Origin of the sequence: Stenotrophomonas acidaminiphila (genome assembly GCF_001431595.1) — a bacterium.
Classification (GTDB): Bacteria; Pseudomonadota; Gammaproteobacteria; order Xanthomonadales; family Xanthomonadaceae; genus Stenotrophomonas; species Stenotrophomonas acidaminiphila.
On record NZ_LDJO01000024.1, the window covers coordinates 33,204 to 49,004 of the forward strand.

Sequence of the window (15,801 nt, forward strand, 5' to 3'; positions counted from 1 at the left end):
CTTTTACCTGCCGCTCAGCGCGAAACCACGTCGGTGGCGGCGAAGAAGTAGGCGATCTCGATCGCGGCGTTCTCGACCGAGTCCGAGCCGTGGGCGGCGTTGGCGTCGATGGATTCGGCGAAGTCGGCGCGGATGGTACCCGGCGCGGCTTCCTTCGGATTGGTGGCGCCCAGCAGTTCGCGGTGGGCCAGCACGGCGTTCTCGCCTTCCAGGGCCTGGATCATCACCGGGCCGGAGATCATGAACTCGACCAGCGCGTTGAAGAACGGACGCTCGCGGTGCACGGCGTAGAAGCCCTCGGCCTCGCGGCGCGACAGCTGCTTGTACTTGGCGGCCACGATCTTCAGGCCGGCCTTTTCGAAGCGGGCGTAGATCTCGCCGATCACGTTCTTGGCGACGGCATCGGGCTTGATGATGGAAAGGGTGCGCTCCAGCGCCATGGGAATTCTCCGGATTTGGGGCCGGTCGGCCCGAGGGTACATGAAAAAAACCCGCGTGCGGACGCGGGCTTAGCCTGAATTGCGGTTGCCAATTCTAACGGGTGGCCCGGGGCTTTGCACAGCGCCAGATGAACGATGCTGCATAGCAGCATGACCCGGGCACCCGCCGGGCGTAGCATCCAAACAATCGTTTGATTGATTCCATCGCCATGGGCAAACCCGCCAGCTTCTCCACCAAGGACCGCATCCTCGGCGCCGCCGAGGAGCTGTTCGCGCAGTACGGCTTCTCCGGCACCTCGCTGCGCCAGGTGACCAGCCACGCCGACGTCAACATCGCCGCGGTCAACTACCACTTCGGCTCCAAGGAAAACCTGGTCAACGAGGTGTTCCGCCGGCGCATGGACGAGATGACCGCCGCCCGCCTGGCGCAGCTGGAGCAGGCCCGCTCGGCCCGCCCGGGTGACCTGCGCGCGGTGCTGGCCGCCTTCGTCGAGCCGGCGCTGGCGATGGCCCAGGACCGGCAGAGCGGCGGCGCCTTCGTGCGGGTGATCGCCCGCGCCTATGCCGAGAAGAACGACAACCTGCGCAAGTTCCTGTCCGACCACTACGGCCACGTCCTGCGCGACTTCGGCAAGGCCATCGGCGCCTGCGTGCCTGGCCTGAGCAAGGAAGAGCTGTACTGGCGGCTCGACTTCCTGGCCGGCGCGCTGACCTACGCGATGGCCGACTTCGGCCTGATCAAGCGCCCGCACGGCATCAGCGAAGCCGCGCATCGCAGCAAGGCCGCCAACGAACTGATCCATTTCGCCGAGGCCGGGTTCCGCGCCAGCGCGCATGGCGCCACCCCGCCCGCCTCCCCCTGATTCCACCCGGTACCAACAAAGGCCCTACACCATGTCCAATTCCCTGCTGATCCGCCGCGCCGCCGTGCTGGGTGCCGGCGTCATGGGTGCCCAGATCGCCGCCCACCTCACCAATGCCGGCGTCGACACCGTGCTGTTCGACCTGCCTGCAAAGGAAGGCCCGGCCGACGGCATCGTGCTCAAGGCGATTGCCAACCTGGGCAAGCTGAGCCCGGCGCCGCTGGCCAGCAAGTCGCTGGCCGAAGCGATTACCCCGGCCAACTACGAGTCCGGTCTGGAACAGCTGAAGGACTGCGACCTGATCATCGAGGCCATTGCCGAGCGCATGGACTGGAAGCAGGACCTGTACAGGAAGATCGCGCCGTTCGTGGCCGACCACGCGGTACTGGCCTCCAACACCTCGGGGCTGGGCATCAACAAGCTGGCCGACGTGCTGCCCGAGCAGCTGCGCCACCGCTTCTGCGGCGTGCACTTCTTCAACCCGCCGCGCTACATGCACCTGGCCGAACTGATCCCGGCCAGCACCACCGACGCCGCCGTGCTCGAAGGCCTGGAGGAATTCCTGGTCACCACCCTGGGCAAGGGCGTGGTCTACGCCAAGGACACCCCGAACTTCATCGGCAACCGCATCGGCGTGTTCTCGATCCTGTCCACCATCCACCACACCCAGCAGTTCGGCCTGGGCTTCGATGAAGTGGACGGCCTGACCGGCCCGCTGGTCGGCCGCCCGAAGTCGGCCACCTACCGCACCTCCGACGTGGTCGGCCTGGACACCATGGCCCACGTCATCAAGACCATGGGCGACACCCTGCCGGACGACCCGTGGCATGCGTTCTTCAAGTCGCCGAAGTGGCTGGACGCACTGATCGCCAAGGGCGCGCTGGGCCAGAAGACCGGTGCCGGCATCTTCCGCAAGGTCGGCAAGGACATCGTCGTGCTGGACCTGGAAAAGCAGGACTACCGCCCGGCCGACCGCACCGCCGCGCCGGAAGTGGTCGAGATCCTGAAGACCAGGAACCCGGCCGAGAAGTTCGCCAGGCTGCGCGAGAGCCAGCACCCGCAGGCGCAGTTCCTGTGGGCGACCTTCCGCGACCTGTTCCACTACAGCGCCTACCACCTGGCCGACATCGCCGAGACCGCACGCGACGTGGACCTGGCCATCCGCTGGGGCTACGGCTGGTCGCTGGGCCCGTTCGAAACCTGGCAGGCCGCCGGCTGGAAGCAGGTGGCGCAGTGGATCGCCGATGACATCGTCGCCGGCAAGAGCATGAGCAGCGCGCCGCTGCCGGACTGGGTGTTCGACGGCCGCGACGGCGTGCACGCCGCCGAGGGCAGCTACAGCCCGTCGCGCAACGCCAAGCTGCCGCGCTCGTCGCTGCCGGTGTACCAGCGCCAGCGCTTCCCGGACCCGCTGCTGGGCGAGAAGTTCGCCCCGGGCGAGACCGTGTTCGAGAACGACGGCCTGCGCATGTGGCACGACGGCGACGGCATCGCCGTGGTCAGCTTCAAGACCAAGATGAACACCGTGTCCGACCAGGTGCTGGACGGCCTGCAGGAATGCGTCAGCCGCGCCGAGAAGGACTTCCAGGGCCTGGTGATCTGGCAGCAGAAGGAGCCGTTCTCCGCCGGCGCCGACCTGGCCGGTGCGCTGGGCCTGCTGCAGGCCGGCAAGGTCGACCAGTTCGAGCAGATGGTCGCCAACTTCCAGCGCACCAGCCAGCGCATCAAGTACTCGCTGGTGCCGGTGGTGGCGGCGGTGCGCGGCCTGGCCCTGGGCGGTGGTTGCGAATTCCAGATGCACAGCGCCAAGACCGTGGCCTTCCTGGAAAGCTACATCGGCCTGGTCGAGGCCGGCGTCGGCCTGCTGCCGGCCGGTGGCGGCCTGAAGGAACTGGCCGTGCGCGCCTCCCAGGCCGCGGGCCCGGGCGGCGACGTGTTCGCCGAACTGAAGAAGACCTTCGAGACCGTGGCGATGGCCAAGGTGTCCAACTCGGCGGTCAACGCCAAGGAGCTGGGCCTGCTGCGCGGCACCGACAAGGTGGTGTTCAACAGCTACGAGGCGCTGTACATCGCCAAGGCCGAAGCGCGTGCACTGGCCGAAGCCGGCTACCGTCCGCCGCTGCCGGCGCGCCGCATCCAGGTGGCCGGCGACGTCGGCATCGCGACCTTCAAGATGATGCTGGTCAACATGCTCGAAGGCCGTTTCATCAGCGAGTACGACTACGAGATCGCCGAGCGCATCGCCACCGTGCTGTGCGGCGGCAAGGTCGACCGCGGCACCCTGGTGGACGAAGAGTGGCTGCTGACCCTGGAGCGCACGCACTTCGTCGAACTGGCCCAGCAGGAAAAGACCCAGGCCCGCATCGCGCACATGCTGAAGACCGGCAAGCCGCTGCGGAACTGACGGAAGACAACGGCAGTGCCGGCCACTGGCCGGCCCCTCTTCCAACCCCTATTCGAGAGATCACCGCAATGACCAAGCAAATCCAGGACGCCTACATCGTCGCCGCCACCCGCACCCCGGTCGGCAAGGCGCCCAAGGGCATGTTCCGCAATACCCGCCCCGACGACATGCTGGCGCACGTCCTGCGCAGCGTCGTGGCCCAGGCACCGGGCGTGGACGTCAACCGCATCGATGACGCGATCATCGGCTGTGCGATGCCGGAAGCCGAGCAGGGCATGAATGTGGCGCGCATCGGCGTGCTGCTGGCCGGCCTGCCGAACACCATCGCGGCGCAGACCGTGAACCGCTTCTGCTCCTCCGGCCTGCAGGCCGTTGCCCAGGCCGCCGACGCGATCCGCCTGGGCAACGCCGACCTGATGCTGGCCGGCGGCACCGAATCGATGTCGATGGTGCCGATGATGGGCAACAAGATCGCGATGGCGCCGAGCGTGTTCGACAACGACCACGTGGCCATCGCCTACGGCATGGGCATCACCGCCGAGAAGGTCGCCGAAGAGTGGAAGGTCTCGCGCGAAGAGCAGGACGCGTTCGCCCTGGCCTCGCACCAGAAGGCCATGGCCGCGATCCAGGCCGGCGAATTCAAGGACGAGATCAGCCCGTACGAGATCGTCTCGCACCTGCCGGACCTGGCCGACGGCCAGCGCATCATCACCCGCAACCGGATCGCCGATACCGACGAAGGCCCGCGCCCGGATTCCTCGGCCGAAGGCCTGGCCAAGCTGCGCCCGGTGTTCCGCAATGGCCAGTTCGGCGGCACCGTCACCGCCGGCAACTCGTCGCAGATGAGCGATGGCGCCGGCGCCGTGCTGCTGGCCTCGGAGCAGGCGATCAAGGACTACGGCCTCACTCCGCTGGCGCGCTTCGTCAGCTTCTCGGTGGCCGGCGTGCGCCCGGAAGTGATGGGCATCGGCCCGATCGCCGCGATCCCGAAGGCACTGAAGCAGGCCGGCCTGACCCAGGACCAGCTGGACTGGATCGAGCTCAACGAAGCCTTCGCCGCGCAGTCGCTGGCGGTGATCCGCGATTGCGGCCTGGACCCGGCCAAGGTCAACCCGCTGGGCGGCGCGATCGCCCTGGGCCATCCCCTCGGCGCCACCGGCGCGATCCGTACCGCGACCCTGCTGCACGGCCTGCGCCGTCGCCAGCAGAAGTACGGCATGGTGACCATGTGCATCGGCACCGGCATGGGCGCAGCGGGTATTTTCGAGGCGCTGTAAGGTGCAAAGCGTTGCCGGCGGGCGTGTCTGTCTGCGGTGGTCCCGGGTGGGCAAGAGACCGCCCGGGACACGCCGTGAACCCGTCCATCGGGGTTTGGCAGAGCCCTCCGCCGCGCAAAGGGATCCGCACCCGGTTCAATACCCGTTGTGGAAACAGGAAAGGCAGCCGATGGCTGCCTTTCCCGTTTCTGCTCTGATCTTCATTCCGCCCTTCCCCTACGCGCCCACAGGAACTGTGCAGAGGCGTGGACAGGTCGCCGCGGGACCATTGGCATCATGGATGGCGCCAACGAATCCCGCGGATGGATCTACGGTGTGTCCTGCCGGACCTGCCCGCACGCCTCCCACGCCCGGCGGGAAGGCGCGACGGAGCGCCTGAAAACCCCTTATTCCGCCAGCATCGCCGCCAGCTTCTCGCGTGCAGGGCCCGCCAGCTTGGGGTTGTCCAGCGCGAAGCGGATCGTCGCCTCCACCAGCCCCAGGTGCGTGCCGCAGTCGAAGCGGGTGCCCTCGAAGCGGTAGGCATCGACCTCTTCGGTCTTCAGCAGCTGCGCGATGGCATCGGTCAGCTGGATCTCGCCGCCGGCGCCGCTGCCGGTCTGCTCAAGCAGGTCGAAGATCTTCGGGCTCAACACGTAGCGACCGACCACCGCCAGATCGCTGGGGGCATCTTCCGGCTTCGGCTTCTCCACGATCTGCGAAATACGGCCCTTGCGGCCATCGAACGCCTCGGTGGCGACAATGCCGTAGCTGGCAGTCTTGTCGTGCGGCACGTCCTCGACCGCGATCACGCTCGCACCGCTGGCCTCGTTGAGATCGGCCATCTGCTTCAGCGCGCCGTCGCCACGGTTCCAGATCAGGTCGTCCGGCAGCAGCACGGCGAACGGCTCGTCGCCGACCACCGCCCTGGCGCACAGCACCGCATGGCCCAGGCCCAGCGCTTCGGCCTGGGTCACGAAGACCGCCCGCACGCCCTCGGGCAGCACGTGGCGGATCATTTCCAGCTGTTCCTGCTTGCCGGCCCGCTCGAGCTTCTGCTCCAGTTCGTAAGCCTTGTCGAAATAGTCCGCAACCGCGTGCTTGTAGCGGTTGGTGATGAACACCAGGGTGTCGCAACCGGCCTCGATCGCCTCATCGACGGCGTACTGGATCAACGGGCGATCGATGATCGGCAGCATCTCCTTGGGAACGGTTTTGGTAGCGGGCAGGAAGCGCGTGCCGAGACCTGCGACAGGAAAAACCGCCTTGCGAATGCGTCGGGACATCAGTTCCTACCAGCCTCTTTGGGAAACGGGACAATATTGGTTTTCGTGCTCGGCTCCGTCGCTTCGCCCAGTGGCGAATACTCGGGGATGACGGCAGACAGGATCGCCTGCATGGCCTCGACATCATAGCCGGCTACCGCCTCGCGCAGGCGCGGCAGGCTGCCCAGCACGCGCTCGGTGGAGAATTCGCGGACACCGGCCTCGAGCACCTTGGGATGGGCGGTGGGCCGGCTGTTCTCGTCAGAATAGAACAGGCTTTCATGCAGCTTCTCGCCCGCACGCAGCCCGGTATAGACGATGGCGATATCGGTACCCGGCTGGTGCCCGGCAAGCCGGATCATCTGCTCGGCCAGCACCCGGATCAGCACCGGCTCGCCCATGTCCAGCATGTAGATCGCACCGCGCGACGAGGACGCCGCCGCCTGCAGGATCAGCAGGCATGCCTCCGGGATCGTCATGAAATAACGGCTGACTTCCGGATGGGTCACGGTCACCGGCCCGCCCTTGCGGATCTGCTCGCGGAACAGCGGAACCACGCTGCCTACCGAGCCCAGCACATTGCCGAAGCGCACGGTGACGAAGCGGGTCCCCTTCTTTTCGTTGAGGCTCTGGCAGATCATTTCCGCATAACGCTTGGTCGCACCCAGCGCATTGGCCGGGTCGACCGCCTTGTCGGTGGAAATGAACACGAAATTGTCCACGCCGTGTTCCTGGCAGGCGCGGGCCATGCATTCGGTCGCCAACGTATTGTTGCGGATGGCCTCCCGCATCTGCCCTTCGAGCAGCGGAACCTGCTTGTAGGCCGCTGCATGGAACACGGTATCCGGGCGGTACAGGCCCAGCGCACGGCGGGCGACGGCAGGATCGCCGCAGTCGCCCAGCACGCACTCGATTTCCAGGTGCGGGAAGTTGCGGCAGAGTTCGCTCTGGATGTTCAGCATGAGAATCTCGCTGATTTCCAGCAGCACGATCCTGCCTGCACCATGGCGCGCGCACTGGCGGCAGAGCTCGGAGCCGATGGATCCGCCGGCGCCGGTCACCATCACCGTGCGCCCGCGCAGCCAGCCACGGATCAGCGCCCAGTCCGGCTGTATGGGCTTGCGGCCGAGCAGGTCCTCGATGGCCACTTCCTTGAGCTGCCCGGGCAGCATGTTTCCTTCCAGGACATCGCTCAGCCTCGGCACGGTCCGGAACGGCAGGCCGGTGCTCTCGCACAGCGCCACGATCCGCTGCATCCCGGCCGCATCCAGGGTGGGAATGGCGATCACCAGCAGTTTCGCCGCCGTTTCCCTGGCCACGGACGCGACGTCGGAAATGGTTCCCAGGATCGGGATGCCCTGCAGCTTGGCCCCTTTCAGGTGCGGTGAATCGTCAAGCAGGCCCACCGGCTCGTAGTCGCCTGAGCGACGCAGGTCCTTGACCAGCGCCTCGGCGGCGTGCCCGGCCCCAAGTACCAGCACCCGGCGCGCGCGCGCGTCGGAATGGATCGACTGGTAGTCCTTCCACGCCCGGTACAGAAGGCGCGGCCCGCCGAGCAGGGCCGCCAGCGCGAACGGGTAGATCGCAAGCACCGACATCGGAATGCCGTTCAGGCGCCGATAGCTGAACACCAGGACGATCGCGCCCATGCCGATGAAACAGGCCTTGAAGATGTTGACCAGGTCGGTGACGCTGGCAAAGCGCCAAAGCCCGCGGTACAGGCCCACGTAATGGAACGCCATGGCCTGCAGCAGCATGACGATGACGAGATCGAAGCTGATCAGGGGAATGACAGGCGCGCCTTCCAGCATCGCATAGCGGGCGACGTGCAGCAGCTGCCAGCATGCCCACACCATCACCAGGTCATGCAGCATCACCGCGATGCGTGGAAAATTCCCTGCCAGCTGTCGCCAGACCGCCATTGGTCATCCTTCCCTATTGTTGGACGTGTTCCGTAGAGCGAACCAGAGACCCGCTGCCACCGCCCCCCAGGCCATGGCCGCCAGCTGGTTCCACGGCGAGGAAAGCCGGTGGGAAACCAGTGTCAGCGCGATTCCGGCAACGCCGAACAATGCGTAGCCCAACGTGACTGTGACGTGACTGTGGCCGGATTTTACCCAGCGTTGGTACAGATGCTGGGTGTGCGGCTCCATCCAGCGCTCCCCCCTGAGGATGCGGCCAGCCAGCGTCAGGCCGGCATCGACGAGGAACGCGGACAGCGGGATCAGCAGCACGGCCAGGGGCGCGCTGCGCGTCGCCAGCCCCAACGCGACCAGCCCGGCCAGCAGATAGCCCAGCGCGCCGCTGCCGACATCGCCCATGAAGATCCGCGCCCTGGGGAAATTGAATGGGAGGAACCCCGCTACGCCCGCCACCAGGACCAGCGCCAACGCGGCAACCGGGGTGGGCAGCAGCAGGGCGTAGGCCAGGGCTGCCAGCAACGCCTGCGTTGCAGCCAGGCCATCGATGCCGTCCATGAAGTTCCAGACGTTGATCAGACCAATCGCCAGCAAGGCGCTGGAAGCCGCCCGGAACGCATCCCCGGTCCAATGCCACACCAGGCCCGCCAGCAGCAGGCCGGCCAGCACATGCACGGCCAACCGCGGAAGTGCCGGCAAGGGCCTGTGATCGTCCCACCAGCCGATTCCCGCCACCAGCAGCAGGCCGGCGGAAAACACAGCCAGCGTCGCCGCCGCCGCGGGAAACAGGACGCCGATGCACAGGCAGGCGAGCAGCTGCGAGGCGACGATGGCGATGCCCCCCCCGCGCGGCGTCGCGACCGCATGGCTCCTGCGTTCCCCCGGCTGGTCCAGCAACTGCCGGCGCAGCGCATAGCCGCGTGCCATGGCCGTCAGCCATGCCGCGACCAGCACGACCGCAAGCAGCCCCGGGACCATCCATGCCGGCTGCATCGATCAGAGCACCGCGTAGTTCAGCAGCGGCTTGACCGTCCCCCATTCCTTGCAGCTCGGGCACTGCCAATGGTGGGTACGCGCACCGAAACCGCAGCGGGTGCAGCGATAGGCCGGATTGCGCACCAGCAACTGGTCGGTGATGTGCTTCAGGTCCTGCAACGTCGCCACCGGGTCGGCGCCCTCGGCCAGCGTGAGGTCGATGAGCGCCGATTCGCCGCGTACCGAGGGACGGTCCTTCAGCTGGCGCCCCAGATAGGCACGTGCGGGGCCGGCACCCTCCTGCTCTTCCATCAACCGCGACAGCGCCAGCACCGGGGCGATGCCGCGGTAGTGTTCGGTCATTTCCGCCAGGAACGCGCGCGCGCCGGTGAGGTCGCCCACGTTGCGGTAGTTCTTGAGCAGCTGCGGCAGGATCTCGGGCAGATAGTCCGGGTCGTTGCGCGCAGCCCGCTCGAAGGCACGCACGGCGGCTTCATCGTTGCCGAAATCGCTTTCCAGCCGGCCCTCGATGATGCCGGCGCGCACGCTCATGGCGTCGGCGGCGTTGGCGCGCTCGATCGCCGCACGCGCCTCGTCCAGGCGGCCGGCGGCACGATGGCGCTCGGCCAGCTCGCACTCGAACTGCCCGATCAGCTTGCCCATCGGTTCGTCGGTGACCTGCTCGTAGCGGGTCGCGTTTTCTATCGCCTTTTCCCAGTCGCGCTCCGCCTGGTAGATGCCGATCAGGTGCTTCAGTGCCTGCGGCGCGCGCTGGTCGATGTGCGCAAGATCGGTGAACACGGTCTCGGCACGGTCCAGCAGGCCGGATTTCATGTAGTCCTCGCCCAGCGCGAGCAGAGCCTGGACACGCTGGTGGTCCGACAGGTCCTGGCGGTTGGCCAACCCCTGGTGCAGGCGGATGGCGCGGTCCACCTCGCCGCGGCGCCGGAACAGGTGACCGAGCGCGAGCTGGGTCTCGAAGGTCTCCCGGTCCAGTTCGGCGATATGCAGGAACAGTTCGATGGCCTTGTCCGGCTGCTCGTTGAGCAGGTAGTTCAGGCCGCGGAAATAGGTGCTCGACAGGCGGCTGACCTGGTTCTCGCTGTGGCGCTGCCCGCCACGCCGGCCAATGACCCAGCCGCAGAGCGCGGCGATCGGCAGGAACAGGAAGAACCAGAACCACTCACTGATGAAGGCCATCGTCGATCAGCGTCCGTCGAAGGGAGAAGGTGCCTGCGGCGCGGGCGCGGCGGCAGGGGCTGCAGCGGCCTTGTTGGCTCGCCGGAGCCTGGAATAAAGAGGAATGACCACACCCGCCAGCACCAGGCCACCGCCAACCAGCGCCCCGAGCAGCAGCGACACGATGATCGCGAGCCCGGATGTGGTGTGGAGCGCCCAGAACGCCAGCCGGATATCGACGGGCTGCGAATTGAGCGAGCCTATCACCAGGCCGCCGACCAGCACGGCCAGCAGAATCAACAGACGGACAGCCTTCATGCGGCAGCCTGCTCCATGTCCACGGAGCCACTAGCTTAACGGCCGTGGCCTCGATCCGCAGCAGGCGGATCAAAGAAACTCAGGCCGGGTCGCTTTCCAGCGGCACGACGTCGCTCACGCGCTCGCGCAGCTCCTTGCCCGGCTTGAAATGGGGGACGTGTTTGCCCGGCAGGGCGACCGATTCGCCGGTCTTCGGGTTGCGCCCCATGCGCGGCGGCCGGTAGTGCAGCGAGAAGCTGCCGAAGCCACGGATCTCGATGCGGGCGCCGGAAGCCAGCGCGCCGCCCATCATCTCCAGCAACGACTTCACGGCCAGATCGACATCATCGGCCTTCAAGTGCGCCTGGTGGCGCGCAAGGATTTCGATCAGCTCGGATTTGGTCATTGCGGACTCGTCACGAAGGTAAAACCCCGAAGCGGCCCGGACTTTCGTCCGGGCCGCCCAGGTTGCATCTACGACAAGCTCAAGGCCGATTACTCGGACTTGTTGCCACCCAGCTGCGCGCGCAGCAGCGCACCCAGGCTGGTGGTGCCGGCAGCGGCTTCGGTCGAGGACTTGTTGTACTCGGCCAGCGCTTCGGCGGTCTCGGCTTCGTCCTTGGCCTTGATCGACAGCTGCATGGTACGGCCCTTGCGGTCCATGCCCACGAACTTGGCTTCGACCTTGTCGCCCACCTTCAGGTGCTGCGAGGCGTCGTCGACGCGGTCGTGGCTGATGTCGCGGGCCGAGACGTAGCCTTCGATGCCGTCGGCCAGCTCGATCACGGCGCCCTTGGCGTCGACTTCCTTCACCACGCCTTCGACCTTGGAGCCCTTCGGATTGGCCGCCATGTACTGGCCGAACGGATCCTGCTCCAGCTGCTTCACGCCCAGGGAGATGCGCTCGCGCTCCGGATCGACGGCCAGGACGACGGCGTCCAGGGTGTCGCCCTTCTTGAAGTTGCGAACGACGTCTTCGCCGGTGGTGTTCCAGCTGATGTCGGACAGGTGGACCAGGCCGTCGATGCCGCCGTCCAGGCCGATGAAGATGCCGAAGTCGGTGATCGACTTGATCTGGCCGGAGACCTTGTCACCCTTCTTGTGGGTGGCGGCGAAGGTTTCCCACGGATTGGCGGCGACCTGCTTCATGCCCAGCGAGATGCGGCGACGCTCTTCATCGACGTCCAGCACCATCACTTCGACTTCGTCACCGACCTGCACGACCTTGGACGGGTTGACGTTCTTGTTGGTCCAGTCCATCTCGGACACGTGCACCAGGCCTTCCACGCCCGGCTCGATCTCGACGAACGCGCCGTAATCGGTGACGTTGGAGACCTTGCCGAACACGCGGCTGTTGGCCGGGTAACGACGCGAGATGTTGTCCCACGGATCCTCGCCCAGCTGCTTCAGGCCCAGCGAAACGCGGTTGCGCTCGCGGTCGAACTTCAGCACGCGCACGTCCAGCTCGTCGCCGACGTTCACGACTTCGGACGGATGGCGCACGCGCTTCCACGCCATGTCGGTGATGTGCAGCAGGCCGTCGATGCCACCCAGGTCCACGAACGCGCCGTAGTCGGTCAGGTTCTTGACGACACCCTTCAGGATCGCGCCTTCCTGCAGCTTGTCCATCAGCTGCTCGCGCTCTTCCGAGTGCTCGCTCTCGACGACCGCGCGGCGGGAAACGACCACGTTGTTGCGCTTGCGGTCGAGCTTGATGAGCTTGAACTCCAGCTCCTTGCCTTCCAGGTAGGCCGGGTCGCGCACCGGGCGCACATCGACCAGCGAACCCGGCAGGAACGCGCGGACATCCTTGATGTCGACGGTGAAACCACCCTTGACCTTGCCGCTGATGCGGCCGGTGATGGTCTCGTTCTTCTCCAACGCTTCTTCCAGCTCGTCCCACACCATGGCGCGCTTGGCCTTCTCGCGCGACAGGACGGTTTCGCCGAAGCCGTTCTCGATCGAGTCGAGCGCGACCTTCACCTGGTCGCCCACGCCCACGTCGATTTCGCCAGCGTCGTTACGGAACTGTTCGATCGGCACGATGCCTTCGGACTTCAGACCGGCGTTGATCACCACCACGTCGCCGCGGACGTCGACGACGGTGCCGACGACGATGGCGCCCGGCTTCAGCTTGGCCAGATTGGCCTGGCTGGCTTCAAACAGTTCTGCAAATGATTCGGTCATTGGATTTACTCAGTTGAACACATGGGCAGGCCGCTCCCTTCGGGGAATGCGTGCCGCCCGCCTGTTGGTCGACCCCGTGCCGGCGGCCGTGTGTGGAGTGGAAAAACCGCCGTGCACCCTGCACGACGGAGCCTTGTACGACTTCGATTTGCGCGACGGCGGCCGTCACCGGCCGCTCTCACGGAACCGCGGGTCACGCTTCCGGCGAAGGAAGCAGGCCCAGCACCTTGGCAACGACGTCGTCGATGCCGATACCGCTGGTGTCGATGAGAACGGCGTCATCGGCCGGCCTCAGGGGCGCCACTGCGCGCTGTGCATCACGGGCGTCGCGGGCCATGATCTCGCGCAGGAGGTCATCAAAGTTAACCGAAACCCCTTTTTCTTTCAACTGTTTATGCCGCCTGTGCGCGCGCTCCTCGGCACTGGCGGTCAGGAACACCTTGAACGGGGCGTCCGGGAAGATCACCGTCCCCATGTCGCGACCATCGGCCACCAGCCCCGGCGCCATCCTGAATGCGCGCTGGCGCTCCTTCAGCGCGGCCCGCACCTCCGGGATGGCGGCGATCGCCGAGGCCAGGGCGCCGGTGGTCTCCAGGCGCAGCTCGTCGGTGGCGTCGGTGTCGTTGACCAGCACCCGCAGACTCTCGCCGCGCTCGACGAAGCGGATCCGGGTGTCGAACGTGCAGCGCACCAGCGCCGAGGCGTCGGAGGTATCGATGTCGGCCCAGCTGGCAGCCACGCCCACCGCCCGGTACAGCGCCCCCGAATCCAGGTAATGCCAGCCCAGCCGGTGCGCGACGATGCGGCTGACGGTACCCTTGCCGGCCCCGGACGGGCCGTCGATGGTAAGAACGGGGGGAAGTGGACTCATCTGCGGCCTGCGCGGGAACGGGAATCGGGCCATTCTAGCGCCCGCTCCGGCCCGGCTGACGCCGATTGCACGCAACCACTTGAACCCACATGGAATTGCCCGGTAGAATGGCGGGCTTGAACGAGCGTCAACCTGCATATCCGCGGCTACGCTCCCTGTAGAACTCCAACGTATCCGCCGAGGTATGCCATGAAAGTCCTGTCCTCCCTGAAGTCGGCGAAGGCCCGTCACCGTGACTGCAAGGTGGTTCGCCGTCGCGGCAAGATCTTCGTGATCTGCAAGTCGAACCCGCGCTTCAAGGCTCGCCAGCGCTGAGCCGTCTGGCGCCCGCCGCCAGCGGAATCCGCAAGGATTCCGGTATTCGCAGAAAGCCGCCCCAGGGCGGCTTTTTGCATCTTCGTCCCCTGCTCACGACCGGCCGCGTATCCTGCACCCGCCATGTCCGCCGCGCGCATTCCGCGCCCGGCAGCGCGGAACAGGGCTGCCTGCCGCTTTATCGACGCCGTTTTTTTGCTGTAATCGCCACTTGTCCTCCGGGGAGAAGCGACCATGAAGCAGACCATCCGGGCCCTGGCCCTGACCGCCACGATCATCGCGGCACCCACCACGGCGATGGCCGACACCCTGCTGATCGAGCGGGCGCAGGAAAAGCCGGCGGGCGCGCTCCCGGCGCGCGGCGAGTCGATGGGGCAGGTCCAGGCGCGCTTCGGCGCCCCGCAGGAGCGGCTGGAGCCGCGCGGCGGCCAGAAGCGGCAGTGGCCGACGATCAACCGCTGGGTCTATCCCGCCTTCACCGTCTATTTCGAGAAGCAGCGGGTGATCGACGTGGTCGCCAACCAGGCGGGCCCCGACGAGATCGGCCCCAAACCGCCGGTCCGCTGATCCACGCCCGCCGCCGCGTCGGCGGCCGGCACGCCATTACTCCCTGCACCTCCCGGCACCGGGAGGTGCGCCAACGCACCGGACTCCGCTCCGGGCATGATCCGAGCACCTACCCGCAATGACCGATGCACTTCGTTTTCCCGCCGAATGGGAGGCCCAGTCCGGCATCCTGATCGCCTGGCCGCATGTCGACACCGACTGGGCCGAACGCCTGGCCGAGGTCGAGGAGACCTATATCGCGCTGGTCGCCGCCATCACCCGCTTCCAGCCGGTGCTGATCTGCGTGGCCGACGACGACATCGAGACCTATGCGGAAATGCGCCTGCGCTCCAACCGCATCGACATGCAGCGCGTGCGCTTCATCACCGCGCCCTACGACGACACCTGGCTGCGCGACTCCGGCCCGATCACCCTACGGCGTGCCGACGGCGGTTTCCAGTTGCTGGATTTCCGCTTCACCGGCTGGGGCGGCAAGTTCGAGGCGAGCCTGGACGACCAGCTGGTCGGCGTGCTGCACGAGGCCGGCGCCTTCAACAACGCCCAGGTGCGCAGCATCGCCTTCGCGCTGGAAGGCGGCGCCATCGACACCGACGGCGACGGCACCCTGCTGACCACCTGGAAGTGCCTGCACGAGCGCCACCCGGAGCGCGACCGCGCATCGCTCGGCGCGGACATGGCGCAGTGGATGCACCAGGAACGCGTGCTGTGGCTGGACCACGGCTATCTGGAAGGCGACGACACCGACGCCCACGTCGACACCCTCGCCCGCTTCGCCTCGGCCGACAGCATCGTCTACCAGGACTGCGATGATCCGCAGGACTCGCACCATGCAGAGCTCAAGGCGATGGGGGCCGAACTGGCCGCGCTGCGCACCCGCGATGGCCAGCCCTACCGCCTGTTCCCGCTGCCGTGGGCGCAGCCGGTGATCGACGAGGGGCGCCGCCTGGCCGCGTCCTACGCGAACTTCCTGATCATCAACGGCGCGGTGCTGATGCCGGCCTATGGCGACCCCGCCGACGACGCCGCGCGCGAAGTGCTGGCGCGTGCCTTCCCGGACCGCGAGATCGTGCAGGTGCCATGCCGCCCGCTGATCTGGCAGAACGGCAGCCTGCACTGCATCACCATGCAGTTGCCGAGCGGCCTGATCGACTGAAGCCCGGCACCCTCGCCTGTTTCCCCGGCCTGCCTGGCAGGCCCGGGGTCCCGGCATATCGCCCCCCCACTCACGCCCTTGCCGCCAACCGCCCCGTGTGCAGGGGCGGT

General features: G+C 66.9%; 15 protein-coding genes. 6 read left to right on the plus strand and 9 right to left on the minus strand.

The genetic code is table 11. From position 1 onward, the window contains the following. Positions 1 to 14 precede the first annotated feature (14 nt). Positions 15 to 440: a nucleoside-diphosphate kinase gene (gene ndk / locus ABB33_RS07495; protein ID WP_054666262.1), complete on the minus strand. Its 426-nt coding sequence runs from the start codon at positions 438 to 440 to the stop codon at positions 15 to 17. A gap of 209 nt (positions 441 to 649) precedes the next feature. Here ndk and ABB33_RS07500 point away from each other — a divergent pair, with 209 nt between their 5' ends. The 3 genes from ABB33_RS07500 (at position 650) to ABB33_RS07510 (ending at position 4,984) form a co-directional block, all read left to right on the plus strand. Continuing rightward, a complete protein-coding gene (locus tag ABB33_RS07500) occupies positions 650 to 1,303 on the plus strand; it encodes a TetR/AcrR family transcriptional regulator (RefSeq protein ID WP_056931722.1) in 654 nt (217 codons plus the stop codon). A 31-nt stretch (positions 1,304 to 1,334) separates the two neighbouring features. Next, on the plus strand, positions 1,335 to 3,707 hold the full coding sequence (locus ABB33_RS07505) for a 3-hydroxyacyl-CoA dehydrogenase/enoyl-CoA hydratase family protein (RefSeq protein ID WP_054666270.1): 2,373 nt from the start codon (positions 1,335 to 1,337) through the stop codon (positions 3,705 to 3,707). Positions 3,708 to 3,775: 68 nt separating this feature from the next. Further along, positions 3,776 to 4,984 carry an acetyl-CoA C-acyltransferase gene (locus ABB33_RS07510; protein ID WP_056931723.1) on the plus strand — a complete coding sequence of 403 codons (1,209 nt, stop codon included), beginning with the start codon at positions 3,776 to 3,778 and terminating at the stop codon, positions 4,982 to 4,984. A 386-nt stretch (positions 4,985 to 5,370) separates the two neighbouring features. On the opposite strand, the gene galU is transcribed toward ABB33_RS07510, so the two are convergent. The 8 genes from galU to cmk form a co-directional block, all read right to left on the minus strand. Then, on the minus strand, positions 5,371 to 6,249 hold the full coding sequence (gene galU, locus ABB33_RS07515; protein ID WP_056931724.1) for a UTP--glucose-1-phosphate uridylyltransferase GalU: 879 nt from the start codon (positions 6,247 to 6,249) through the stop codon (positions 5,371 to 5,373). Then, positions 6,249 to 8,150: a polysaccharide biosynthesis protein gene (locus tag ABB33_RS07520; RefSeq protein WP_056931725.1), complete on the minus strand. Its 1,902-nt coding sequence runs from the start codon at positions 8,148 to 8,150 to the stop codon at positions 6,249 to 6,251. Before ABB33_RS07520 ends, galU begins: the two co-directional genes overlap by 1 nt. Positions 8,151 to 8,153: 3 nt before the next feature. Continuing rightward, entirely contained in the window at positions 8,154 to 9,140 is a 987-nt protein-coding gene (locus ABB33_RS07525; protein ID WP_056931726.1) for an MraY family glycosyltransferase, read from the minus strand. Between the two features lie 3 nt (positions 9,141 to 9,143). Then, on the minus strand, positions 9,144 to 10,322 hold the full coding sequence (gene lapB / locus ABB33_RS07530; RefSeq protein WP_056931727.1) for a lipopolysaccharide assembly protein LapB: 1,179 nt from the start codon (positions 10,320 to 10,322) through the stop codon (positions 9,144 to 9,146). A gap of 6 nt (positions 10,323 to 10,328) precedes the next feature. Beyond that, positions 10,329 to 10,619, minus strand: coding sequence for a lipopolysaccharide assembly protein LapA domain-containing protein (locus tag ABB33_RS07535; protein ID WP_054666284.1), 291 nt, complete (start codon positions 10,617 to 10,619; stop codon positions 10,329 to 10,331). Between the two features lie 79 nt (positions 10,620 to 10,698). After that, positions 10,699 to 11,004 (minus strand): integration host factor subunit beta, encoded by a 306-nt coding sequence (locus ABB33_RS07540; protein ID WP_056931728.1) that lies wholly within the window; start codon positions 11,002 to 11,004, stop codon positions 10,699 to 10,701. A gap of 89 nt (positions 11,005 to 11,093) precedes the next feature. After that, positions 11,094 to 12,785 carry a 30S ribosomal protein S1 gene (rpsA, locus tag ABB33_RS07545; protein ID WP_054666289.1) on the minus strand — a complete coding sequence of 564 codons (1,692 nt, stop codon included), beginning with the start codon at positions 12,783 to 12,785 and terminating at the stop codon, positions 11,094 to 11,096. A 193-nt stretch (positions 12,786 to 12,978) separates the two neighbouring features. Continuing rightward, positions 12,979 to 13,656, minus strand: coding sequence for a (d)CMP kinase (gene cmk / locus ABB33_RS07550; protein WP_054666292.1), 678 nt, complete (start codon positions 13,654 to 13,656; stop codon positions 12,979 to 12,981). A gap of 189 nt (positions 13,657 to 13,845) precedes the next feature. Here cmk and ykgO point away from each other — a divergent pair, with 189 nt between their 5' ends. From ykgO to ABB33_RS07565, 3 genes are all read left to right on the plus strand, one after another. Continuing rightward, the gene (gene ykgO, locus ABB33_RS07555; RefSeq protein ID WP_005409283.1) at positions 13,846 to 13,971 is read left to right on the plus strand and encodes a type B 50S ribosomal protein L36; all 126 of its coding nucleotides are present in this window, start codon (positions 13,846 to 13,848) and stop codon (positions 13,969 to 13,971) included. A 234-nt stretch (positions 13,972 to 14,205) separates the two neighbouring features. Further along, complete coding sequence (locus tag ABB33_RS07560; protein ID WP_056931729.1) at positions 14,206 to 14,538, plus strand: hypothetical protein; 333 nt, start codon at positions 14,206 to 14,208, stop codon at positions 14,536 to 14,538. Between the two features lie 118 nt (positions 14,539 to 14,656). Next, entirely contained in the window at positions 14,657 to 15,691 is a 1,035-nt protein-coding gene (locus ABB33_RS07565; protein WP_056931730.1) for an agmatine deiminase family protein, read from the plus strand. The last annotated feature ends 110 nt before the right edge of the window (positions 15,692 to 15,801 follow it).

Excerpts from the sequence above, each read along its gene's own strand:
- ykgO (WP_005409283.1), top strand. The coding sequence starts at position 13,846 with ATGAAAGTCCTGTCCTCCCTGAAGTCGGCGAAGGCCCGTCACCGTGAC.
- cmk (WP_054666292.1), bottom strand. The coding sequence starts at position 13,656 with ATGAGTCCACTTCCCCCCGTTCTTACCATCGACGGCCCGTCCGGGGCC.
- ABB33_RS07535 (WP_054666284.1), bottom strand. The coding sequence starts at position 10,619 with ATGAAGGCTGTCCGTCTGTTGATTCTGCTGGCCGTGCTGGTCGGCGGC.
- galU (WP_056931724.1), bottom strand. The coding sequence starts at position 6,249 with ATGTCCCGACGCATTCGCAAGGCGGTTTTTCCTGTCGCAGGTCTCGGC.
- ABB33_RS07510 (WP_056931723.1), top strand. The coding sequence starts at position 3,776 with ATGACCAAGCAAATCCAGGACGCCTACATCGTCGCCGCCACCCGCACC.
- ABB33_RS07525 (WP_056931726.1), bottom strand. The coding sequence starts at position 9,140 with ATGCAGCCGGCATGGATGGTCCCGGGGCTGCTTGCGGTCGTGCTGGTC.
- ABB33_RS07540 (WP_056931728.1), bottom strand. The coding sequence starts at position 11,004 with ATGACCAAATCCGAGCTGATCGAAATCCTTGCGCGCCACCAGGCGCAC.
- ABB33_RS07560 (WP_056931729.1), top strand. The coding sequence starts at position 14,206 with ATGAAGCAGACCATCCGGGCCCTGGCCCTGACCGCCACGATCATCGCG.
- ABB33_RS07565 (WP_056931730.1), top strand. The coding sequence starts at position 14,657 with ATGACCGATGCACTTCGTTTTCCCGCCGAATGGGAGGCCCAGTCCGGC.
- ABB33_RS07520 (WP_056931725.1), bottom strand. The coding sequence starts at position 8,150 with ATGGCGGTCTGGCGACAGCTGGCAGGGAATTTTCCACGCATCGCGGTG.
- ndk (WP_054666262.1), bottom strand. The coding sequence starts at position 440 with ATGGCGCTGGAGCGCACCCTTTCCATCATCAAGCCCGATGCCGTCGCC.
- lapB (WP_056931727.1), bottom strand. The coding sequence starts at position 10,322 with ATGGCCTTCATCAGTGAGTGGTTCTGGTTCTTCCTGTTCCTGCCGATC.
- ABB33_RS07505 (WP_054666270.1), top strand. The coding sequence starts at position 1,335 with ATGTCCAATTCCCTGCTGATCCGCCGCGCCGCCGTGCTGGGTGCCGGC.
- rpsA (WP_054666289.1), bottom strand. The coding sequence starts at position 12,785 with ATGACCGAATCATTTGCAGAACTGTTTGAAGCCAGCCAGGCCAATCTG.
- ABB33_RS07500 (WP_056931722.1), top strand. The coding sequence starts at position 650 with ATGGGCAAACCCGCCAGCTTCTCCACCAAGGACCGCATCCTCGGCGCC.